The 20,135-nt window shown below is 65.5% G+C and carries 18 protein-coding genes; 7 read left to right on the forward strand and 11 right to left on the reverse strand.

What is annotated here, in order from left to right; all coding sequences use genetic code 11:
• Positions 1-49: 49 nt before the first annotated feature.
• From AXZ77_RS13790 to AXZ77_RS13800, 3 genes are all read right to left on the reverse strand, one after another.
• A complete protein-coding gene (locus tag AXZ77_RS13790; protein ID WP_098411587.1) occupies positions 50-1,105 on the reverse strand; it encodes an autoinducer 2 ABC transporter substrate-binding protein in 1,056 nt (351 codons plus the stop codon).
• Positions 1,106-1,237: 132 nt separating this feature from the next.
• Positions 1,238-1,972 (reverse strand): DeoR/GlpR family DNA-binding transcription regulator, encoded by a 735-nt coding sequence (locus AXZ77_RS13795; protein ID WP_078520204.1) that lies wholly within the window; start codon positions 1,970-1,972, stop codon positions 1,238-1,240.
• A gap of 134 nt (positions 1,973-2,106) precedes the next feature.
• Positions 2,107-3,780: an FGGY-family carbohydrate kinase gene (locus AXZ77_RS13800; protein WP_218000489.1), complete on the reverse strand. Its 1,674-nt coding sequence runs from the start codon at positions 3,778-3,780 to the stop codon at positions 2,107-2,109.
• Positions 3,781-4,086: 306 nt separating this feature from the next.
• On the opposite strand from AXZ77_RS13800, the gene AXZ77_RS13805 reads away from it, so the two are divergent.
• From AXZ77_RS13805 to AXZ77_RS13815, 3 genes are all read left to right on the forward strand, one after another.
• Entirely contained in the window at positions 4,087-5,028 is a 942-nt protein-coding gene (locus AXZ77_RS13805) for a sulfurtransferase (RefSeq protein ID WP_098411589.1), read from the forward strand.
• A 2-nt stretch (positions 5,029-5,030) separates the two neighbouring features.
• A complete protein-coding gene (locus tag AXZ77_RS13810) occupies positions 5,031-6,161 on the forward strand; it encodes a YeeE/YedE thiosulfate transporter family protein (protein WP_255266508.1) in 1,131 nt (376 codons plus the stop codon).
• 294 nt (positions 6,162-6,455) lie between these two features.
• Positions 6,456-7,379: a DMT family transporter gene (locus tag AXZ77_RS13815; RefSeq protein WP_098411591.1), complete on the forward strand. Its 924-nt coding sequence runs from the start codon at positions 6,456-6,458 to the stop codon at positions 7,377-7,379.
• Between the two features lie 7 nt (positions 7,380-7,386).
• Here the strand turns inward: AXZ77_RS13815 and minE are convergent, their stop codons facing one another.
• The 6 genes from minE to AXZ77_RS13845 form a co-directional block, all read right to left on the reverse strand.
• Positions 7,387-7,707, reverse strand: coding sequence for a cell division topological specificity factor MinE (gene minE, locus AXZ77_RS13820; protein ID WP_176536045.1), 321 nt, complete (start codon positions 7,705-7,707; stop codon positions 7,387-7,389).
• Entirely contained in the window at positions 7,704-8,546 is an 843-nt protein-coding gene (gene minD / locus AXZ77_RS13825; RefSeq protein ID WP_078520208.1) for a septum site-determining protein MinD, read from the reverse strand. Before minD ends, minE begins: the two co-directional genes overlap by 4 nt.
• A complete protein-coding gene (minC, locus tag AXZ77_RS13830; protein WP_098411592.1) occupies positions 8,543-9,307 on the reverse strand; it encodes a septum site-determining protein MinC in 765 nt (254 codons plus the stop codon). Before minC ends, minD begins: the two co-directional genes overlap by 4 nt.
• 230 nt (positions 9,308-9,537) lie before the next feature.
• Complete coding sequence (locus AXZ77_RS13835; protein ID WP_098411593.1) at positions 9,538-10,347, reverse strand: hypothetical protein; 810 nt, start codon at positions 10,345-10,347, stop codon at positions 9,538-9,540.
• A 3-nt stretch (positions 10,348-10,350) separates the two neighbouring features.
• Complete coding sequence (locus tag AXZ77_RS13840) at positions 10,351-11,667, reverse strand: hypothetical protein (RefSeq protein ID WP_098411594.1); 1,317 nt, start codon at positions 11,665-11,667, stop codon at positions 10,351-10,353.
• Positions 11,668-11,886: 219 nt separating this feature from the next.
• Positions 11,887-12,666 carry a DUF4394 domain-containing protein gene (locus AXZ77_RS13845; protein WP_098411595.1) on the reverse strand — a complete coding sequence of 260 codons (780 nt, stop codon included), beginning with the start codon at positions 12,664-12,666 and terminating at the stop codon, positions 11,887-11,889.
• Between the two features lie 262 nt (positions 12,667-12,928).
• Here AXZ77_RS13845 and AXZ77_RS13850 point away from each other — a divergent pair, with 262 nt between their 5' ends.
• The 4 genes from AXZ77_RS13850 to AXZ77_RS13865 all read left to right on the forward strand — a co-directional run bounded on the left by AXZ77_RS13850 (position 12,929) and on the right by AXZ77_RS13865 (position 17,818).
• Positions 12,929-13,483, forward strand: a complete 555-nt coding sequence (locus tag AXZ77_RS13850) for a sigma-70 family RNA polymerase sigma factor (RefSeq protein WP_176536046.1) — start codon at positions 12,929-12,931, stop codon at positions 13,481-13,483.
• Positions 13,480-14,211 (forward strand): anti-sigma factor, encoded by a 732-nt coding sequence (locus AXZ77_RS13855; protein WP_098411597.1) that lies wholly within the window; start codon positions 13,480-13,482, stop codon positions 14,209-14,211. The genes AXZ77_RS13850 and AXZ77_RS13855 overlap by 4 nt, the downstream gene beginning before the upstream one ends.
• A gap of 129 nt (positions 14,212-14,340) precedes the next feature.
• Positions 14,341-16,635 carry an arginine/lysine/ornithine decarboxylase gene (locus AXZ77_RS13860; RefSeq protein ID WP_098411598.1) on the forward strand — a complete coding sequence of 765 codons (2,295 nt, stop codon included), beginning with the start codon at positions 14,341-14,343 and terminating at the stop codon, positions 16,633-16,635.
• 106 nt (positions 16,636-16,741) lie between these two features.
• Positions 16,742-17,818, forward strand: coding sequence for an alcohol dehydrogenase family protein (locus AXZ77_RS13865; protein ID WP_255266509.1), 1,077 nt, complete (start codon positions 16,742-16,744; stop codon positions 17,816-17,818).
• Between the two features lie 75 nt (positions 17,819-17,893).
• On the opposite strand, the gene AXZ77_RS13870 is transcribed toward AXZ77_RS13865, so the two are convergent.
• Both AXZ77_RS13870 and AXZ77_RS13875 read right to left on the reverse strand, forming a co-directional pair.
• Positions 17,894-18,199, reverse strand: coding sequence for a DUF4342 domain-containing protein (locus AXZ77_RS13870; protein ID WP_098411599.1), 306 nt, complete (start codon positions 18,197-18,199; stop codon positions 17,894-17,896).
• A gap of 232 nt (positions 18,200-18,431) precedes the next feature.
• Entirely contained in the window at positions 18,432-19,970 is a 1,539-nt protein-coding gene (locus AXZ77_RS13875; RefSeq protein ID WP_098411600.1) for an amidase, read from the reverse strand.
• Positions 19,971-20,135: the final 165 nt, after the last annotated feature.

The raw sequence follows: 20,135 nt of genomic DNA on the forward strand, positions 1-20,135 counted from the left end.
ACGGGTGGCGCGACTGCGCGCGCCACCCGAGCTTGAGAACCGTCAGGGATCAGAAGTTGTATTGATCCATGTTGTCCTTGGTCACGCCGACCCAGCCGGCCCCGTAGAGCACTTTCGCGTCCGCGCTATCGGCTTCCTTGAGGTTGGTATAGCCTTCGAGACCGAGGTTGGTGCCCGCCTTGATATCGGCATGGTCCTTGCCCGCATCACGCGCTTTCAGCTCGGCCAGTGCGATCATGTTCATCGCGTAGCCAGCAACCGCCGGATCCCAGAACTGGATGTAGCTGATATCGCCCTGCGAGATGTACTGACCCGCGACCGACGGAAGACCGGTGCCCGCGAAGTGCAGCTTGCCCTGCAGGCCGCCTTCCGCGATCAGACGACCGGCGCCCGCCGAGGTCGGCATCGGACCACCCACGACACCGGTGATATCGGGATGCGCGGTCAGCGCCTCTTTCAGCTTGTTGTAGTCGGTGTTCGCGTCGTCATAGGTCTCCAGACGATCTGTCGCGAGCGACATGTCCGGATAGGCTTGCTTCTGACGCTCGATCGCGCCGTCGATCCACTCGTTTTGCGACTTCGAGGTCAGCGAGCCGACGGTGGCGACATATTTGCCCTTCTCGCCCATCTGCTTGGCGAGGTGATCCATCAGCTCCGCGCCATAGGCTTTGTTGTCGAAGGCTTCAATGTCGTAATCGACATTCTTGATGTTCGAGGCTTCGTGGCTGACCACGACGATGCCGCGATCGCGGGCCTTCTTGAGCACCGGCTCGACCGCTTCCACCGAGAACGGCACGACGGCGATGGCGTCCACGCCCTGCGCGATCAGGTTCTCGATCAGCTGCACCTGCGCTGCCGCATCCGCCTGCGAGGGGCCGACCATCCAGGTATCGCTGCCGGTGTCGTCGCCGAACTGCTTCACGCCGTCACGCATCCGGTCGAACCACGCGATGCCGTCCACCTTCACCACGGTCGCGATGTGGTAGGTCTTGTCGGAGCTGAGCATTTCCTTGTCGACATTGCTCGTATCGACAACCTGCTGAGCGAGCGCGGGGGTAGCGACAGCAACCGCGAGCGCAGCCGCCGGAATGAATCCGAACTTCATGATAATTCTCCCTTCACGCGGACCTCCTCGTCCGCAATTTCCGGTTCAGGCACATGCCGAAACCGGCCCTCCAAGTAATGTTACGATCGCAACATAACTCGGAACCATCTAGATCGTGAAGAGAAGTGTCAACTACATCTTAAGCTGCGCTGCAGCGAGAAGCCCGGCCTCGGTAACGACGCCCGAAACCTCGTCGAGCGTGGCGAAAACGACCGGCTTTCGCTGGCCGATCTTGCTGGCGTCCATCACCACAAAACATTGTTTTGAAAGCTCTATCGCCGCACGTTTCAAGGGGACTTCGTACTCGTGCGAACAGCTCAGCGCCCCGTCGGAATCGAGCCCGCCCGCCGACAGGAACGCCACATCAACACCCAAAGGCGCCAATCGGTCCTGCGGATTTCCGGCATGACACGAACGCGTGCTCGACTTGATTTCGCCGCCCAGAAACTCGACCGGGACGCTGCTGCGCCCCTGCAGGATCTCCGCCGTGGTCAGACAATGGGTGATGATTCGCCGCGCTTTGCCCTGCGCCAGAAGCCGCGCGAGATGGGGCAGCGTCGTCCCGGTATCGAGGAACACGACAGCCCCCTCGGGCACCAGCTCCAGCGCATGACCCGCCGCCGCGCGCTTGGCGTCGATGGCGCGGTTCATCTGCGCGTCGAAGTCGTAATGCTCGGTCGTGCGGGTGGTGACGATATAGCCGCCCCGGCAGGCAAACCCCGCTTCGGGCTGCGCCGCGTCGCGCCGCAGGGTCATCTCGGTCACGCCCATCTGCTCGGACAGGTCGCGCAAACGCAGGGCGGGCGAGACATCGAGCAAGGCGGTTATCTGGTCGATCCGCTCTTGTTGGCGGCTGGGTCTGGTCACGATTTGGCTTTCAAGATTTGGGTTTCGAAACGCATTCTATAATCCGCAGAGTGTCCGAAACCGGACCTGCGAAAGCAAGCACTGCGTTCCAACCAAGACTGCGCCGCAGCGTCACACCTTGTTACCCAATCTCGTCACTCGGCCGCCTTGGCCATCGTCTCGCGCACGGATCGCGCCGTCGATTGCAGCGTCAGGAAGGCGTTGAACCGCGCCGCGTGCAAACGCTCCACCGCGCCGCCTGCGGGCGCAAACCGGGTCGCGACCTGCGACATCGCTCCCATCGCGCCTTGCAGATCGTCGAAGCCTTGCGCCGCGACCGCGCCGAGCATCGCAGCCCCCAGCAGCACCGGCTCCTCGCAGCGCGTGACCACGACGTCGCGCCCGGTCGCATCGGCGATGATCTGGCGGGTGACGGGATGCGCCCCCGCCCCGCCCGAGATCGAAATCTCCGAGATCGGCGCGCCATGTTCGGCCTGCACCTCGATGATCTGGCGCAGGCCATAGGCCAGCCCGCACACCCCCGCGACATAAAGCGCCACGAGCGAGTCCAGACCGGCCTCCATCCCCTGTCCCACGATCACCGCCCGCGCATCGGGATCGGCAAAGGGCGCGCGGTTGCCAAGGAATTCCGGCACCACGTGCAGCGCTTCGGCAAGCCGTGCCACCTCCGAGGGTGAACCCGCCGTCTCGAGCGCGAGATCGGCGAGGAATTCGGGCACGGATTTGCCTGCGGCCTTAGCCCGGTCACGCGCTTCGGCTGCCGCCGGATGCAGTTGCACGAGCTGCGCAATCGCCGCCCCCGCGCCCGATTGGCCGCCCTCATTGAGCCACATCCCCGGGATCATCGCCGAGAAATACGGACCCCAGACGCCGGGCACGAAGGCAGGCTCACGCGTCGAAGTCATCGTGCAGGAGGAGGTCCCGAACACATAGCCCAGACAGTGCGCCGGATTGCCCGACCCGCCCTGTGCCGCCACGGTGCCGATCCCGCCGGCATGGGCGTCGATCAGCCCGGCCGCGACCGGCGTTCCGGGCGTCAGGCCCATCTGCGCAGCAGCTTCCTCGGTCAGTCCAGCCCCAAGCGGCGTGCCCGGATCGACGATGCGCGCGCCGATCCGGGCGAAACCGTCCTCCGCCAGATCGCCAAGGCCGATCGCGTGGAAATAGGCCGGATCCCAGCGGCCCTCATGGGCGAGATAGGTCCATTTGCAGGTGACCGTGCAGGCGGAGCGCTCCAGCGCGCCGCTCGCCTTCCATGTCAGGAAATCGGCAAGGTCGAAGAACTGCACGGCCTGCGCGTAGATCTCGGGGCGCTCCTCGCGTAGCCACATCAGTTTCGGCGTCTGCATCTCCGGCGAAATGCGCCCGCCCACGTAGCGCAGCACGTCGTGATCGCCCGCATTGATCCGCGCCGCCTGATCGCGGGCGCGGTGATCCATCCAGACGATGACATCGCGCTCGGGCGCATCAGGATCGCCCACGGGCAGCCCGCCCTCCGGGCCGATCACGGCGAGCGAACAGGTCGCGTCGAACCCGATCCCCGCGACATCGCGCGGGTCGGTCCCCGAGGCCGCCAAGGCCCCTTTTACCGCATCGCAAACCGCCTGCCAGATCTGGGCGCTCGATTGCTCGACATGGCCATGATCGTCCTGCCACATCTCCAACCGGCGCTTGCCGACGCCGAGAAGCGTGCCCTCCCGATCGAAAATCCCTGCGCGCGCCGAACCGGTTCCGACATCGACACCGACGAATAACTTGCTCACGTTGATCCTCCCCAGACGCGCACCTCGCCCAATCCTTAACGGCATCGGGCGGCGACTGCCAACCCGGGGGCGCGGCAGGCGATTCTCACGGCGTGGAGCGGGCCCACTGCCGAAATCCCGGCTACCGGGGCCGAAAGCCGTTCCCCTGCGAATAAAAACGCGGTCGCGCCCTTCAGCACCGCGACAGACCGCGCGTCCAACCTGCCCTCCGGAACGGGACGCAAATCTCGCGAACCACGCCGATACCGGAATATTTTCCTTCCGCGCAATAGGATCAGCGACCGGCATAAACTTGCTATCACGGAAATCCTGAACAATTTGGGACAAAATCCCTAACCAGCGAGGTTTCCCATGACCCGTCTCGCACGTATTTCCGCAGCCGCCGCGACCGGCGCTGCTCTCTTCGCCGCCAGTGCCGCGATGGCCAGCGACCTCGGTCCGCTCGTCACCCCGAGCGAGCTGAGCGCCGAGATCGACACGCTCGATCCGGTGCTGCTCGACATCCGCACCGGCAGCTATGAAAAAGGCCATATCGATGGGGCCGTCTATGCGCCCTATTCGCTGTTCCGCGGCCCGGATGACAATCCCGGTCAGGTGCCGCCGATTGCCAAACTGGAGGCTTCCTTCGAGCAGATCGGGCTCGAGCCCGACCGTCCCGTCGTGATCATCGCGCAGGGCGACACGGATACCGACTTCGGCGCCGCCGCACGTGTCTACTGGACGCTGAAAAGCACCGGCTTCACCGATCTGTCGATCCTCAATGGCGGCACGACCGCCTGGGCCAATGCGGGCCTGCCGATGTCGGACGTGACCGAGAACCTGATGCCGACCGATCTCGATCTGACGTGGAATGACCGCTGGACGGCGGAAACCCCGGCGGTGAGCGATCTCGTCAACGGCAAGGGCAAGGCTGTGCTCGTCGATGCGCGTCCGCCGGCCTTTTTCGAGGGCAAGAAAGCCCACTCCGCCGCAGCGCGTCCCGGCACCCTGCCCGGTGCGGAGAACCTGCCCTACACCAACTTCTTCCGCTCCGGCGCGACGGTGATCGACGCGAAAGCCGACGCAGCCGCTCTGAAAGAGCAGCTGGGCATCAAGGATGGCGAAGAGGTCGTGTCCTTCTGCAATACCGGGCATTGGGCGGCGACCGACTGGTTCGCCATGTCCGAGCTCGCAGGCATCGAGAACGTGAAGATCTACCCCGGTTCGATGGTGGAATATTCCAAGACCGACGGTGAGATGGCGAACACGCCCGGCCTGTTGCGCAACCTGCTGAACCAGCTCACCGGAGGCTGATGATGAATACTGCCATTCTTGAACGGCAGGCAGCGTCGGGCGGAATCGCCCGGCGCAGTGCTTTGATCCTCGCGGCCCTTGCAGCGGTCGCAGCTCTCGCGCTGTTCGGCGGCGCGCGCTACGGCTTCATGCTGGCGATCGGGCTGGGCTTCGGCATCGCGCTCGAAGGGCTGCGCTTCGGCTTTGCGGGCCCGTGGCGCGCGATGATCGTGCGGCGTGAGCCTGCGGGCATCCTCGCGCAGCTTCTGGCGATCGCGCTGGTGTCCATCGTCGCGATCCCGGCGATCTCGAGCCATCCGGGCGAGCTGACCGGCGCGCAGGCCCCGATCGGCTTCGCGATGGTCGGCGGCGCGTTCGTCTTCGGCGCGGCGATGCAGGTCGTGATGGGCTGCGGCTCGGGCACGTTGGTCAATGCGGGCTCGGGCAACCCGATCGGGCTGCTCGCGCTCCCGTTCTTCGCCATCGGCAGCTTCTTCGGCGCCTATGGGCTGATCTGGTGGACCAATCTCGGCGCGCTGCCGATCCTGACGCTGCGCGGCACGAGCGGGCTGACCGTGACGCTGGTCCTGCTGGCGCTGGTCGCGGCCACCGTCTTCTTCCTCGGCAAGCGTGGCTCGCGGAGCCTGCCGCGGCGCTACGTCATCGCGGCCCTCGTTCTCGCAGCGCTCGCCATCGCAAACCTGCTGGTCGCGGGGCAGCCCTGGGGCGTGGTCTACGGGCTGGGCCTCTGGGTCGCCAAGGGCGTCAACGGGATGGGCTTCGACCTCACGCAATCGGCCTTCTACGCAGCCCCCGGCTCGATCACCCGCGTGAAGGAGAGCCTGCTGACCGACTACACCTCGCTCACCGATATCGGCCTGATCGCGGGTGCGTTCGGCGTCGCCGCATGGCGTCAGGGCGGGCTGTCGCAGAAACTGCCGAGCTACCCGGCCCGCGCCTGGGTCGCGACGATCATCGCAGGCTTCCTGCTGGGCTATTCCTCGCGGCTGGCTTTCGGGTGCAACGTGGGCGCGTTCTTCTCGGGGATCTCGACGGGCAGCCTGCATGGCTGGGTCTGGTTCGCCGCCGCCTTCGCGGGTGCTTTCGTCGGCATCCGCCTGCGGCCCCTCCTTGGACTGGAGGCGCGCGCATGACCCGGAAAGCGACTGCCTTCACCGCCCTCGCGGGGCTGCTTCTTCTGATCGGCGCCGATCTGATCGGAGCGCCGCTCAATCCCTACCAAGCCCCCCGGCCTTTGCCTTCGGATCCGGTCAGGTCGCAAGCGGCGGGTTCTGCGGAGCCTTGCCGAACTGATCTCCCAAAATCCTTGCGATCTGGGACACCGGCCCGCTTCCCTCGGGCCGGTGTTCTCTTGCCCGGCCTTGGAACCGCGCGCGTAGCCCGCTAGAGATCGCCAGACGCGCGATCCGCGCGCAGGGAGCCCCATCATGACCAGACATCCGATGTTCGGGATTTTGCTCGCGCTGTTCGGCGCGCTGGCGATTTCGCCCGACACGCTGCTGATGCGCTGGTCCGAGATGAGCGGCGCGCAGATGGTGATGTGGCGCGGCCTGCTGATGGGCGGCGCGATGTGGCTGACCTCGATCGTCCTGCGCAGACGTCACCTGAAGCGGGACCTGCGCGCGCTCGCCAGCGGCGCGGGTCTCGTGCTGGTCGCCTGCCATTTCTCGAACATGACGCTGTTTGCCGTGGGGATCGCCGCCGCCCCGGTCTCGGTCGTGCTGTTCAGCATCTCGACCGTGCCGGTTTTCGCGGCGCTGCTGTCCCGGCTGATCCTGCGCGAGAAGACCCATTGGTCGACATGGCTCGCCATCGCCGCCGTTCTCAGCGGGATCGGGCTGGCCGTCTTCGGCCCTGCCCCGGCGAGCGTGGGCGGCAATCCGGTCTACGGCGCGCTTGCGGGGCTTGGGGTCGCGCTATGCCTGTCGCTGACCTTCGTCACGATCCGGCGCAATCCGCATCTGCCGATCCTTCTCGCGGTCGGCACGGGCGCTGCCCTCGCTGGCGTCGCGGCGCTGATCTGGACGGGCGGTTTCGGTCTCGGCGGCGGCATCGCCAGCGGTCAGGTCTGGGCGATCGTTCTCGCAGGCGGCGTGGTGCTGCCGATCTCCTTCATGTCGCTGTCCTTTGCCTCGCGCTACACCTCGGCCTCGAATGTCAGCCTGCTGATGCTGCTCGAGACGATCCTCGGGCCGATCTGGGTCTGGTGGGGAACGGGCGAGGCCCCGAGCCGCGCGATGCTGGCAGGCGGGGCGATCGTGATCGGGAGCCTGGTGCTTTATCTCTGGCACGCGGGCCATCGGCAAAGCGTTCTCCGGCGCAGCCAGTCAGCCGCACCGGAGCATCTCTAGAGACCGCTTATTTCCGGCCCGCCGGCTTCGCAGCCGGTTTTGCGGGCTTCGCGGATTTGGCGGTTTTCTCCGCATCCGAGGGCATCTCGATATTGATCTCGAGGCTCGAGATATCGTCGTTGCGCTCCATCCGGATATCGACGCCATCCTCTTCGATCTGCATGTATTTGCGGATCACCGCGAGGATGTCGCGTTGCAGATCGGGAAGGTAGTCGGCCTGCGCCGACCCGCTTCCGCGTTCATGCGCGAGAAGGATCTGCAAACGGTCCTTGGCCGTCTGCGCCGACTTCGCGCGGCGGGGTTTGAGCGAGAAACCGAACAGGCTCATGCGGACCGCCCGAAGAGACGACCGATGAAGCCGGGACGCTTCTCGCCCGGAATGCGCATCGGAATGTCCTCGCCCAGCAGGCGCGAGACCGCGTCGTCATAGGCCGCCGAAGCGCTGGAGGGCTCGTCGAGCACGACCGGCATACCGGTGTTCGACGCGCGCAGAACGGCGGTGCTTTCGGGCACGATACCGATCAGCGGGACCGCCAGAAGCTCCAGCACGTCCTCGACCGTCATCATCTCGCCCTTGTCGATGCGCGACTGGTCGTGACGGGTCAGAAGCACCTGCGCCTTGACCGGCTCGCCATCGCTTTCGGCCCGGCGGGTCTTCGACGACAGAAGGCCCAGCACCCGGTCGCTGTCGCGCACCGAAGAGACTTCGGGGTTGGTCACGACGACCGCCTCGTCGGCGAAGAACATCGCCAGCTGCGCGCCACGCTCGATCCCGGCAGGGCTGTCGCAGATGATGTAGTCGAATTCCTGACGCAGCTCGTCGAGCACCTTCTCGACGCCTTCTTGCGTCAGCGCGTCCTTGTCGCGGGTCTGCGAGGTCGGCAGGATCGAGAGCGTCTCCACCCGCTTGTCCTTGATCAGCGCCTGCTTGAGCCGCGCATCGCCCTGAATCACGTTGATGAAGTCGAACACCACGCGGCGCTCGCAGCCCATGATCATGTCGAGGTTGCGCAGGCCCACGTCGAAATCGATCACGACGGTCTTATGGCCGCGCTTGGCGAGACCGGCAGAGATTGCGGCGGCGGAAGTGGTCTTGCCCACGCCCCCCTTGCCCGAGGTGATCACGATCACCTTGCCGAGCGGCGAATCGTCCTTGAGTTGCGTCATTCGAACGCCTCCACACAGAGTTTGTCATCGTCGAGGAAAACCTGCACGGGCTTGCGACGAAGCTCCGCGGGGATGGTTTCGCTCGTTTTGTATAGGCCCGCGATCGCGAGCAATTCAGCGTCGAGCTGGCGGCAGAAGATGCGGGCGCTCTCATCGCCATGCGCGCCGGCCATGGCCCGACCACGCAGCGCGCCATAGACATGGATATTGCCTGCCGCGACCAGTTCCGCGCCCGACGCGACCGAGCCGATCACCGTCAGATCGCCATGTTCGGCCACGATCATCTGCCCCGAACGCACCGGCGTCTTCACGACCTTGTTGCGCGGGGCCGGCGGCGCCGCCCGCTTCGCCGCGGGCTGCGGCTTTTGCGGTTTTGGCGGCTTCGGCTCGGGCATCGCGGTCTCGCGGCCCACCTTGATCGGGATAATTCCGTAGCCTTTCACGGCGTTTAGCTGGGCCTCGGTGGCGTTCTGCGCCCCGAAGATCTGCAGATCGCGCGCGAAGAGGTTGTCGATCATGTCGCGCACATCGGCCGGTTTCGAGAACTCCGGCACCTGCGCGAAATCGAGCACCATCGGCGCTCCGGCCAACAGATGCGGCGTTTTCGCAAGCTGCGCATCGAGTGCTGCATAGAACACGTCATCGGGCGCGTCGGTCTCGAGCCGTAGCGCGATGGCGGTCAGGAACAGACCGCGGAATTGAAAGGGCTGAACCGAGACCGGCGCAGGCTTCTGCCCGGTCGGAGATAGGGTATCTGACACGAGGGTAGCTCGCTTCTGCTCAGGAGTCGGGGCGCATCGTGCACCCGCGTTGTTTTTCTTTGTTGTGTCGGATCACGCACTGCAAACGCCAGCACAAAATCGCGATGGCCTCTCTACTCGGCTAAATCCTGCCGTCAACCGGAAGTAGACGAAGTTTTCGTGTTCAGGCGCAGGGGCGGGCCCGGACCGCAGGTTGACCCAGCGTCGTCAGGCGGTATCGCCGCGCCGGATCACTCGAGCATCGCCGTCGCGAGTTGGCTGTCGAGAAGCTCTTCGGGCAGCAGGATGTAGATGTCCTCCGGCGGGGTCGTCAGCGAATAGATCATCACGCCGGGATCGACGCCCATGTCGATCAGGTACTCCATCGTCCGCCCCTGCCCGCGCTGGATTTCCTCGACCGCGAAATAGGCGGGCATGTAGAGGTTCTCGTCGTAGTAATGCTGGTGCATCCCGACATATCCGTCGGGCGAGACACGTCGTTCCTGACCTGCCGCGAGGACATAGGGACAGGCCGACATGCAGGCCATGCCGGGCAGGATCACGGTGCTCTTCTCGGCCTCGCGCAGCACGCGGCCAATGGCCAGCGCCTCGGTCACCTCGCCGCCCGGGCTGCTGAGCGCGACTGTCGTCGGGGTTTCCTCGGTCGCGTCGCCTTCGGCAAAACGCCCGAGATAGGTTTCCAGCCGATCCGCATCGCCCGGCGCGATGGCCCCGTTCAGCAGCAGCACCGTGCCGATACCCTCGACCTCTTCGCGCGCGAAGGTCAGCCGGTCGGGATAGCTCGACGGCAGCTCGATCCCCGGCGGCAGCGCAGGCGCATCCCGGCGTGGCGTCGGGCGCGCGGGATCGAAGCGGCGGCGCTGATCGCCCGGCGCGACCGGCTCGGTCATCTCGGGCACGGCGGAGGGCGGCTGCGGGCGATAGCGCCCCAGCCAGTCGCCCGCGATCATCACCACGGCGATGCCGACCTGCACCAGCAAGACGGCGCGCAGCCAGCGGCGCACGTCGAACCGGTCGAAGTTTGGCAGCGACAGGCGCATCGCTCAGCTCTCCGCAGGGCGCGGCGGCGGATCCGCGGGCGCAGGCGGATCGACCTTCTCGGACACCCGCTTGAGCATCTCAGCATCCGCGCCACTCATCGTCTGCTCGACATCGCGCATCGCGTTCAGCGCGGCCTTCAGATCGGCCAGCGTCAGCGTCTCCTCGATCGGTAGCCCGTCGCGGCCCGAGCGGATCGCGGCCTGCGTCACCGCCAGCACGAAAACCAGCACGGCGGGCAGCAGGTCGATCGCGATCGCCCCGGCCCAGGAGGGCACGAAACTGCCCGCGTAGCGGATCACGGCCTCGGCGCTGGTGATCGGGTTATAGGCGGTCTGGATCGGCGGATCGCGGGCCAGAACTTCGTCGGCGGCGCGCTCGAGCGTGCGCCCCCGTTGATCGAGCGCTTCCAGCACGGAATCGATGGTCGACGACTGCGCATCGCGGACATTGGTCGTGCGCCCGTCCAGTTCCGGCAGCACCACCGAGGCGGGCAAATCCTGCGCCGCGCGGGCCACCAGCGGCGCGACAGACAGCTGATCGAGCCGTGCGATCACGCCCGCCAGCCGCACGCTTTGCTCGGCGAATTCGACCGAGCGTTTCTCCACCGGGCCGGGCGCCACGATCAGCGCGCGCATCCGCCCGAGGATCTGGTTGCCGGTCTCAAACGAGCCGTCGATCAGCGGCTGCTGCGCGCGGATCTGCTCTTCGAGATTGGCCAGTTCCTCGGTCTTCTGGGTCAGCACGCGGAACACCGCGCCCCGCCCTGCCGTGCCCGAGAGCTGGCCCGATTGTTCCTGATCCGCCAGCGCCTCGAAGGCCGCCCGCGCGCGTTCGACCTCGCGGCCCAGCGCCTGCGCCGAGAGCGTGATATCATGGGCCTGCTCCAGCGCGGACTGGTAGTCGCGCACGGTGGTGTCCAGATGCTGCTCCACCGCCGCCGAACCCGCCAGCGCCGCCGCATTGAGCCAGCTCGACATCGCGACGATGGCGAGCGAGCCCACGATGGTCGACACCGTCAGCCCGACAAAGCCGCTGGCCGTGCGCATCGCGGGCAGAAGCCGCAGCATGTAGCTCCAGAAGACGAAAATCCCGACCGAGACGGCGATGGAATAGGCCAGCGCCGCGAAGAAGCTCATCGCGCCGTTATCCTCGAGGATCGAGGACACGCCGAGATAGGTGTAGATCCCCGAGGCGATCGCCAGCACGCCCAGCGCCGCAGGTGTGATCGTGTCGAGCCAGGCAAGATGGCCCTCCAATTCCTTGGCGGTGCGCAGGCCCTTGGTCTCGGCCGCGCTCAGTCTTTTGCTAGGATCTGTCATCTGCGCTCGCCCTTCTCGGGAATGGGATCGGAATTGATCACAATTGGGGCACGGCGACGTGAATTTTAAGGGTTTGGACAGAATAGTTTACTTCGCTCCCCCGCAACGTCACGTCCGACGCCTCGTCCGACGCAGGCCCTGATCGCGGAAAAACTGAGGCCACCCGGGAAGACTCCGGATGGCCCCGTCTTGACGAACCGGCCGCTGCCGGCGCCCCACTTACATCGCCGGCAGGATCGTCAAGTCACGGATGTCGCCTCCGGCCCCTTCGACCATGCCCTTGCCCGTCGCGTCCCCGGTCTCGAGGTCGACGGTGTAGAGCATGTTCCCGGTGGCGAGCCACGCCGTGTTCGTCATGTCTTCGGTGGTCTGGATGTCGAACGCATAGCCTTCGCCCGGCATGTCGATGCCGAACTTACCGATGGCGGCGAGCGTGCCGTCATTGGGCGAGGTCTGCTGGATCAACGCGACGATGGTAGAGTCCACGTCATACATCGCGGTGCTGTCGGGCATCCCGTAGCTGTTGGCATAGGCGGCAGCCGCGATCGCAGGCGCTTCACCGGCATGCATGTCAGCCCCCTCGAAGGCGAGGCTGCCATCGACGGTCACTTCGCCGGTTTCCACGTTCACGCGGTGATTGGTGGTGCCCGACATGAAGCGCAGCTTGTCGGCCTTCGGGTTGAAATCGACGATCACCGGCCCGTCCACGGGCAGCATCTTGTCCATCTGCGAGAGTTTCGTCGCAGCGCCGCTTTCCATGTCGATCGTGTAGAGCGCCTGATCGGCATCCACCGCGACCAGCGTCTTGTTCGACGGGCGCAGATCGATCCCGTGCAGCTTCGCGGTGCCGGTGACATCCATCGTGCCGGTGACTTCGAGCGTGTCGGTATCGAACATCACGAGCGTCTTGTCGCCCACGAGGCCGATGGCCGAGGCCGCCAAGGCGCCACTTGCGCCCATTGCGGTGACGAGAGCGGTCGAGAGGGTCAGTTTCAGCATGGTTATTCCTTTCGTTTCCCTGTTCGCGGCAAGCGCCTTTCGCGCCGTCCATGCCCCCTAGACCCGGCCAGATGCGGATCGGATGCAGGAAATCGAAATTTTTTTCTGCGAGGTCGTGCCCCCGCACTTTCATCGGTCGTCCGCAAAATAAATTTCATCCAATCGAGCGTTTCGCGGGTCTAGAGCTTGGAAACGGGAGAAAATCGTGAAGAACTTGGTCCGGGAGAGACCGCCGCGCGGCAGGCGGAACATGGGAGCGTTTATGACGAATGCGGAAAGCTGCCCCGTTGCGCAGGCGCTGCACGATTGCGCCGAGGGCGATGCGGGCGCGCTTGAGCGGCTGGTGGCGCTGGAAGGCGGACGGATGCTGGGCGTGGCCAAGCGCATTCTGGGCCGCACCGATCTGGCCGAGGAAGCCTTGCAGGAGGCGCTGGTGCGCATCTGGCGCAAGGCCGGGCAATTCAGCGGCAATCCCGGGTCGGCCAAGGGCTGGGTCTATACCGTCCTGCGCAGCCGCTGCCTGAACATTCTGCGCGACGGAAAACGGCTGAGCCTGCTCTCGCCCGAGGAATTGGGGGCGTTGCAGGATGCGCGTGAACAGAGCGTGCCCGAAGAGGGCTGGCAGATGCTCGCAGGCTCCAGCCGCCTGCGCGACTGTCTGGAGGCGCTCGACCCGGCCAGCCGCCATTCGATCCTGCTCGCCCATGTCGGCGGGTTCAGCCATGGCGAGATCGCCGCGCGCCAATCGGTGCCGCTGGGCACGGCGAAAAGCTGGATCCGTCGCGGATTGGCCAGCCTGAGGGAGTGCCTGTCATGAGCCTGAACCGGACCGACCTCAACGCCATCGCAGACGATTACGTCCTTGGCCTGCTTGGGGAAACCGAAGCCGAGTTGTTCGAGGAACTGCTGACGCGCGACCCTGCGCTGGAGGCCCGCGTGGCGGCGCTGCGCGACGGGCTTCTGCCGCTCGATCTCTCCGCGCCCAAGGCTGACCTCCCCGACGATTTCATGGATCGCCTGCGCGAACGCATCGCGGCGGAACCTGCGCACGAAGACGCGACCCCGCGGGGGGTGACGATCACGCCGGTCCCGCCGCAAGCCGACAACCTGCCGCAAGCCCCGCGCCCGAAGCGGCGCTGGTTGATCGCGGCGGGGATCATCGGTCTCGCGGTGGGTCTGGGCGCGGGCACGTTGCGCCCGACGCCAGAGCCGCGCGTGGTCGCCGTTCTGATGAATGCATCGGGCGAGCCGCAGGCGGTGATCGAGGATTACGGCAATCGCGATGCCAAAATCCGCTTCGTGGCCGATGTGACGCTGCCCTCGGGCAAAACGATTCAGGCCTGGACGCTTCCCTCGCCAGAGACGGGCCCGGTGTCGCTCGGCACGCTCGACCGGGTGGCGCCTGCGGTGTTGACCGGCCCGGCCCTGCCGGACCCCGCACCGCAGCAGCTTTACGAGATCACGCTGGAACCCGCGGGCGGCTCGCCCACAGGCCGCCCGACCGGCCCGATCCTCGGCAAGGGCTTCGCCCATATCCAGAGCTGATCGGGCCATGCCCGTGCGGGAGGGTCTCCCGCACGGGCTTGACCTTGCCTATATTCGGCTGAAATGAACAGGGCGCGCACACGCGCCCCATTCGCCCGACCCAGACAGGCCCGAGAGAGGACCCCCCTGATGAAATTTCGCTTCCCGATTGTCATCATCGACGAGGATTTTCGCTCCGAGAATACCTCCGGTCTCGGCATCCGGGCACTCGCGCAAGCCATCGAGGCCGACGGGTTCGAAGTGCTCGGCGTCACCAGCTACGGCGACCTGTCGCAATTCGCCCAACAGCAAAGCCGCGCCTCGGCCTTCGTACTGGCGATCGACGACGAGGAATTCTCCTCCGGTCCCGAACTGGACCCGGCGGTCGAGAAGCTGCGCGCCTTCATCGAGGAAGTGCGCTGGAAGAATGCCGATGTGCCGATCTTCCTGCATGGCGAGACCAAGACCTCGCGCCACCTGCCCAACGATATCCTGCGCGAGCTGCACGGCTTCATTCACATGTTCGAGGATACGCCCGAATTCGTCGCCAAGCACATCATCCGCGAGGCGAAGAGCTATCTCGAAAGCATCCAGCCGCCCTTCTTCAAGCAGCTGCTCGACTATGCCGAGGACGGCTCCTACTCGTGGCACTGCCCGGGCCATTCGGGCGGCGTCGCCTTCCTGAAATCGCCGATCGGGCAGATGTATCACCAGTTCTACGGTGAGAACATGCTGCGCGCCGATGTCTGCAACGCGGTGGAGGAGCTGGGTCAGCTGCTCGATCATAACGGCGCGATCGGCGCCTCCGAGCGCAACGCCGCGCGGATCTTCAACTCCGATCACTGCTTCTTCGTGACCAACGGCACCTCGACCTCGAACAAGATGGTCTGGCACCATACGGTCGCGCCGGGCGACGTCGTCGTCGTGGATCGCAACTGCCACAAGTCGATCCTGCACGCGATCATCATGACCGGTGCGATCCCGGTCTTCCTGAAGCCCACGCGCAACCATTGGGGCATCATCGGCCCGATCCAGCGCTCGGAATTCGAACCCGAGGCGATCAAGGCGAAGATGCGCGCGAACCCGCTTCTCGCCGATTACGATATCGACGCGGTGCAGCCGCGCATCATGACGCTGACGCAGTCGACCTATGACGGCGTGCTCTACAATACCGAAGTGATCAAGGGGATGCTCGACGGCTGGGTCGACAACCTGCATTTCGACGAGGCGTGGATCCCGCATGCCGCCTTCCACCCGTTCTACGGCCAGTATCACGCGATGGGTCGCAAGCGCGAGCGCACGACCAAGTCGATCACCTATGCGACGCAGTCCGTGCATAAACTGCTCGCCGGGATTTCGCAGGCGAGCCATGTGCTCGTGCAGGACAGCAAGGAGGAAAAGCTCGACCGGCATCTCTTCAACGAGAGCTACCTGATGCACACCTCCACGAGCCCGCAATATTCGATCATCGCAAGCTGCGATGTGGCGGCGGCGATGATGGAGCCTCCGGGCGGCACCGCGCTGGTGGAGGAAAGCATCGTCGAAGCGCTCGATTTCCGCCGCGCCATGGTAAAGGTCGAAGAGGAATACGGCCCCGAGGATTGGTGGTTCCAGGTCTGGGGCCCGACCGATTTCCGCGCCGATGGCGACGGCATGGCCGAGACCCGCGACTGGGTTCTCAAGAAGACCGATGCCGAGGGCGTGGAGACCACCGGCTCGGATAGCTGGCACGGCTTTGGCGACATGGCGCCGGGCTTCAACATGCTCGACCCGATCAAGGCCACGATCATCACCCCCGGCCTCGATATCGAAGGGCGTTTCGACGACAGCGGCATCCCCGCCTCGATCGTGTCGAAATACCTCGCCGAGCATGGCGTCGTGGTCGAGAAGACCGGGCTTTACAGCTTCTTCATCCTGTTCACGATCGGCATCACCAAGGGCCGCTGGAACACGCTGCTGGCCGCGCTGCAGCAGTTCAAGGACCATTACGATAAGAACCAGCCGCTATGGCGCGTGATGCCGGAATTCTCGGCGAAGTTCCCGCGCTACGAGCGCATGGGGCTGAAGGATCTCAGCCAGCACGTCCATTCGCTTTACGCGAAATACGACGTCGCGCGGCTCTCGACCGAGATCTACCTGACCGACCATCACCCCGAGATGACCCCGTCGGAGGCGTTCTCGCATATCGCGCGGCGAAAGACCGAGCGCGTCTCGATCGACGAGCTGGAAGGCCGGATCACGACGAGCCTCGTGACCCCCTACCCGCCGGGCATCCCGCTCTTGATTCCCGGTGAGGTCTTCAACGCGAAGATCGTGGATTACCTGCGCTTCAACCGCGAATTCGCCAGCGAATGCCCCGGGTTCGAGACCGACATCCACGGCCTCGTGACGGAGACGGGCGAGGACGGCAAGACGCATTACTTCGCGGATTGCGTGGCGCGCTGAGCCTGCGCGCCCCCTGTTCGGCTATCATTCTCAGGGCGCGGTTCGGTTTGTCCCGACCGCGCCCTGACTCATTTCACCAAGGGTTCGGTTTCGGGAGGAAAGCAGCATGAGCGACACGCCCAAAGGCACGATGATGGCCGTAGTCACGACCGGAACGGGCGGCTACGAGCGGCTCGACTGCCGCGAGGTCGCGATGCCCGAACCGGGGCCCGGCGAGGTGCTGCTGAAGGTGCTCGCGGCGGGCATCAACAATACCGACATCAACACCCGGCTGGGCTGGTATTCTTCCGAGGTCAAATCCGGCACGCAGGACTCGCGCGAGGACGCTCCGCACGCCGATGGCGGCTGGAGCGGGGCCACGCCCTTCCCGCTCATCCAAGGCACCGATTGCTGCGGCCGGGTCGTTGCGGTGGGCGACGGTGGCGACGCGGCCCGGATCGGCACCCGCGTTCTGGTGCGGTCCTGCATGCGCGCGACGGATTTCTCCTCGATGGACACGGTCTGGCTCGGCTCCAATTTCGACGGGGCCTTCGCGCAATATGTGAAAGTGCCCGCAGGCGAGGTCTTCGCCACCGACAGCGATTGGAGCGACGCCGAACTCGCCACCTTGCCCTGCGCTTACGGCACCGCCGAGAACATGATCCACCGCGCAGGCGTCACCGCGGGAGAGCGCGTACTGGTCCCCGGTGCCTCGGGCGGCGTGGGCTCGGCGCTGATCCAGCTTCTCAAACGGCGCGGCGCGGAGGTGGTCGCCATCACCAGCGCCACCAAGCGCGAGATCGTGCTGGAGATCGGTGCGGATCAGGTGCTCTGCCGCGAAGACGACCCCGTAGCGGCGATCGGCGAAAACAGCGTGGACGTGGTGATCGACAACGTCGCCGGGCCGGGATTCGGCACGATGCTGAAACTGCTCCGGCGCGGCGGGCGCTATGCCTCGTCGGGTGCGATTGCCGGACCGGTCGTGGAGCTGGACATGCGCGACCTATATCTCAAGGACATCACGCTGATCGGCTGCACCGCATGGGATGCGCCGGTCTTCGGCAACCTGATCTCCTATGTCGAGAAGGGCGAAATCCGGCCCCTGCTGGCCGCCACCTACCCGCTCGATCAGATCGCCGAGGCGCAGAAGGTGTTTCAGGAAAAACGCCACGCCGGGAAGATCGTGCTGATCCCGCCGTCCTGAAGCTTTGGCGCCGGATATCCGGGTCGGAGCGCAAGCACCACGCGAATGGCGCTCCCGCTCCGCCCGCCCCGGGGCCTACTCGTCCTTCTTATCGTCTTCGTCGGGTTCCTCGACCCGCTCGATTTCCACCTTCACCCGGGTGGCCAATCCGGCGATCACGCCGAGGACGGCCAGCCAAGGTGCTGCGAGCACCACGACCCCGCTGACGACGAGGCTGAGATTGAGGGGCGCCTCGACGAAGGGATCCCCGCCGGCGGAGCTGATACGCAGCTGGCGCACGCTCCCCTCCTGCGCCAATTCCTTGACGCGATCGACGAGTTGGTTGCCAGCGACCTCGATTTCTTCCCAAACGGTGCGCTCGGGCTTCTTGTCATCTTCCATCGAACTGTTCCTCTCGATTTGGGGGGTAAACACGGAGGTAATTTCGGCAGCGCGCGTCAGGCACATCGCTTTGCCACGGCTCGCTGCGCAGATGGAAAGGAACATGATTCCAAAGCCCGCGCCTTGATCTTCGTCAGGCACAGAACAAAAGGGCCGCTGCGGTGTGCGCTCGGGCAAAAGCCGAGTTCACTCCGCAACGGCCACGTGATGCTGTGACGCCGATTGGCCCCGATCAGACCGCAGGTTTGCGGTGCAGCGTGCCCTGCTCATAGGCATAGGCGCATTGGATCAAGGCGTGCTCGCTCCACTGCTGGCCGAGGAAAATCAGTTCGAACGGCGCGCCGGAGGCGTAGTAGCCCGCGGGCACGGTGACGCCCGGAATGCCCGCGATGTTCAGCTCCCCGACGGTGGTCTCGAGGATCGCGTCGCCCGAATGCAGGCCCGGCAGCTCGCAGAGCATCTGCGGATAGACGAGCGCGTCCAGTTCGTGCCGGGCGAAGACTTCCTCCATCAGCAGCAGATAGGTCCGCTTCAAGGCCGTGAACGCGGGCAGCGCGGGCGGCGTAGTCGGGGATTTCACCGCCTCGACGAAATCGGGCAGCTCGTTGAGGAAGCCGAGGATCGCCCCCTTCGCGAGCACGTTTTCCTCCTTCGTGGCCTCGACGAACTCCTCCCACGTCTTGATCGCCGCATTCGGGCCCAGCCGTTCGAGATATTTCGTCATGTCATAGGGGATGGATTCCAGCCCGCGCCCGTCGAAGAAAGGCGTGCCCGGCGTGATCTCGCGATAGCTTGCGAAATCGGTGCCTGCGAAGGGATCCTCGACCAGAACCGCCCCCAGCTCTTCAAGCTCGCTCTTCGCGCGATCGTAAAGATCCGCCGCCTCGTGGGAGAGTTCGTTCTTCCGCCAGCCCGGCCCGTAAAGCCCGAGCCGCTTGCCCTTCAGGCCGTCCTTCGACAGGCCCGAGGCGTAGCCGCCTTCGGGGATCTTGTCGACGCTGGCGAGCGTCTTGGGATCTTCGGTGGTGAACCCCGCCAGCACATCGAGGCCGAGGGCGGCATCGGTGACAGTGCGGGCGATCGGCCCAACCACGTCGCGATTGCCCGACAGCGGCACGACACCGGCATTCGGCACCAGCCCGATGGTCGGCTTGATGCCCACCAGCCCCTGCGCCGAGGCCGGGTTCTGGATCGAGCCGCCGGTTTCCTCGGCCAGGCCCATGACGCACATATGGGTGGCGACCGCCGCCGCGGTGCCCGCGCTCGACCCGCCCGGCGCGCGGTCCTCGATCGCGGGGTTGATCGTGGGACCGGCCCAGCTGTCATTGGCATGCGTTCCGGTCCAGCTGAGGATCGGCACGTTGGTCTTGCCGAGGATCACCGCATCGGCCGCGCGCATCCGGGCCACCACGGGGCTGTCGCGTTCGGGCATCAGGTCGACGCCGCCCGTCCCGGAATAGAGCAGCCGCCAGCCCGCCGTGGTGGGGATGCCCGCCATATCCATCGGATCCTTCACGACGATCGGCACCCCGGCCAGCGGCCCCAGCGCCTCGCCCGCAGCGCGCCGCCGGTCGATGTCGCGGGCGGTTTCGAGGGCTGCGTCATTCTCGAAGATGATCGCGTTGTATTTGCCGTTCAGCGCCTTGACCTGAGCGATGCAGGCTTCGGTCAGCGCCTCTGCGGTGAACGTCCCCGAGGCCAGCCCCTCCTGAACGGCGGCGACGGTGAGCGTTCCGAGATCGGGCAGATCGGGTTTCGTTTGAGCGGACATGAGAGACTCCTTTTCCGTTTGGCGGGCATGGTGCCGCCATCGCCCGAGCCGGAGCCGGGCGGGGTGGATCGAAAGTGACGAAGCTCGACCCGTGGCGCGAACCGCTGAGGCCGCAGGGACGGTCGAAGCCGGGAAGAAAAAGGTCGCCTCCACCCAAGAAGCTGC

The sequence above is a fragment of the Thioclava sp. ES.031 genome (assembly GCF_002563775.1).
In the GTDB taxonomy this organism is placed as follows: Bacteria; Pseudomonadota; Alphaproteobacteria; order Rhodobacterales; family Rhodobacteraceae; genus Thioclava.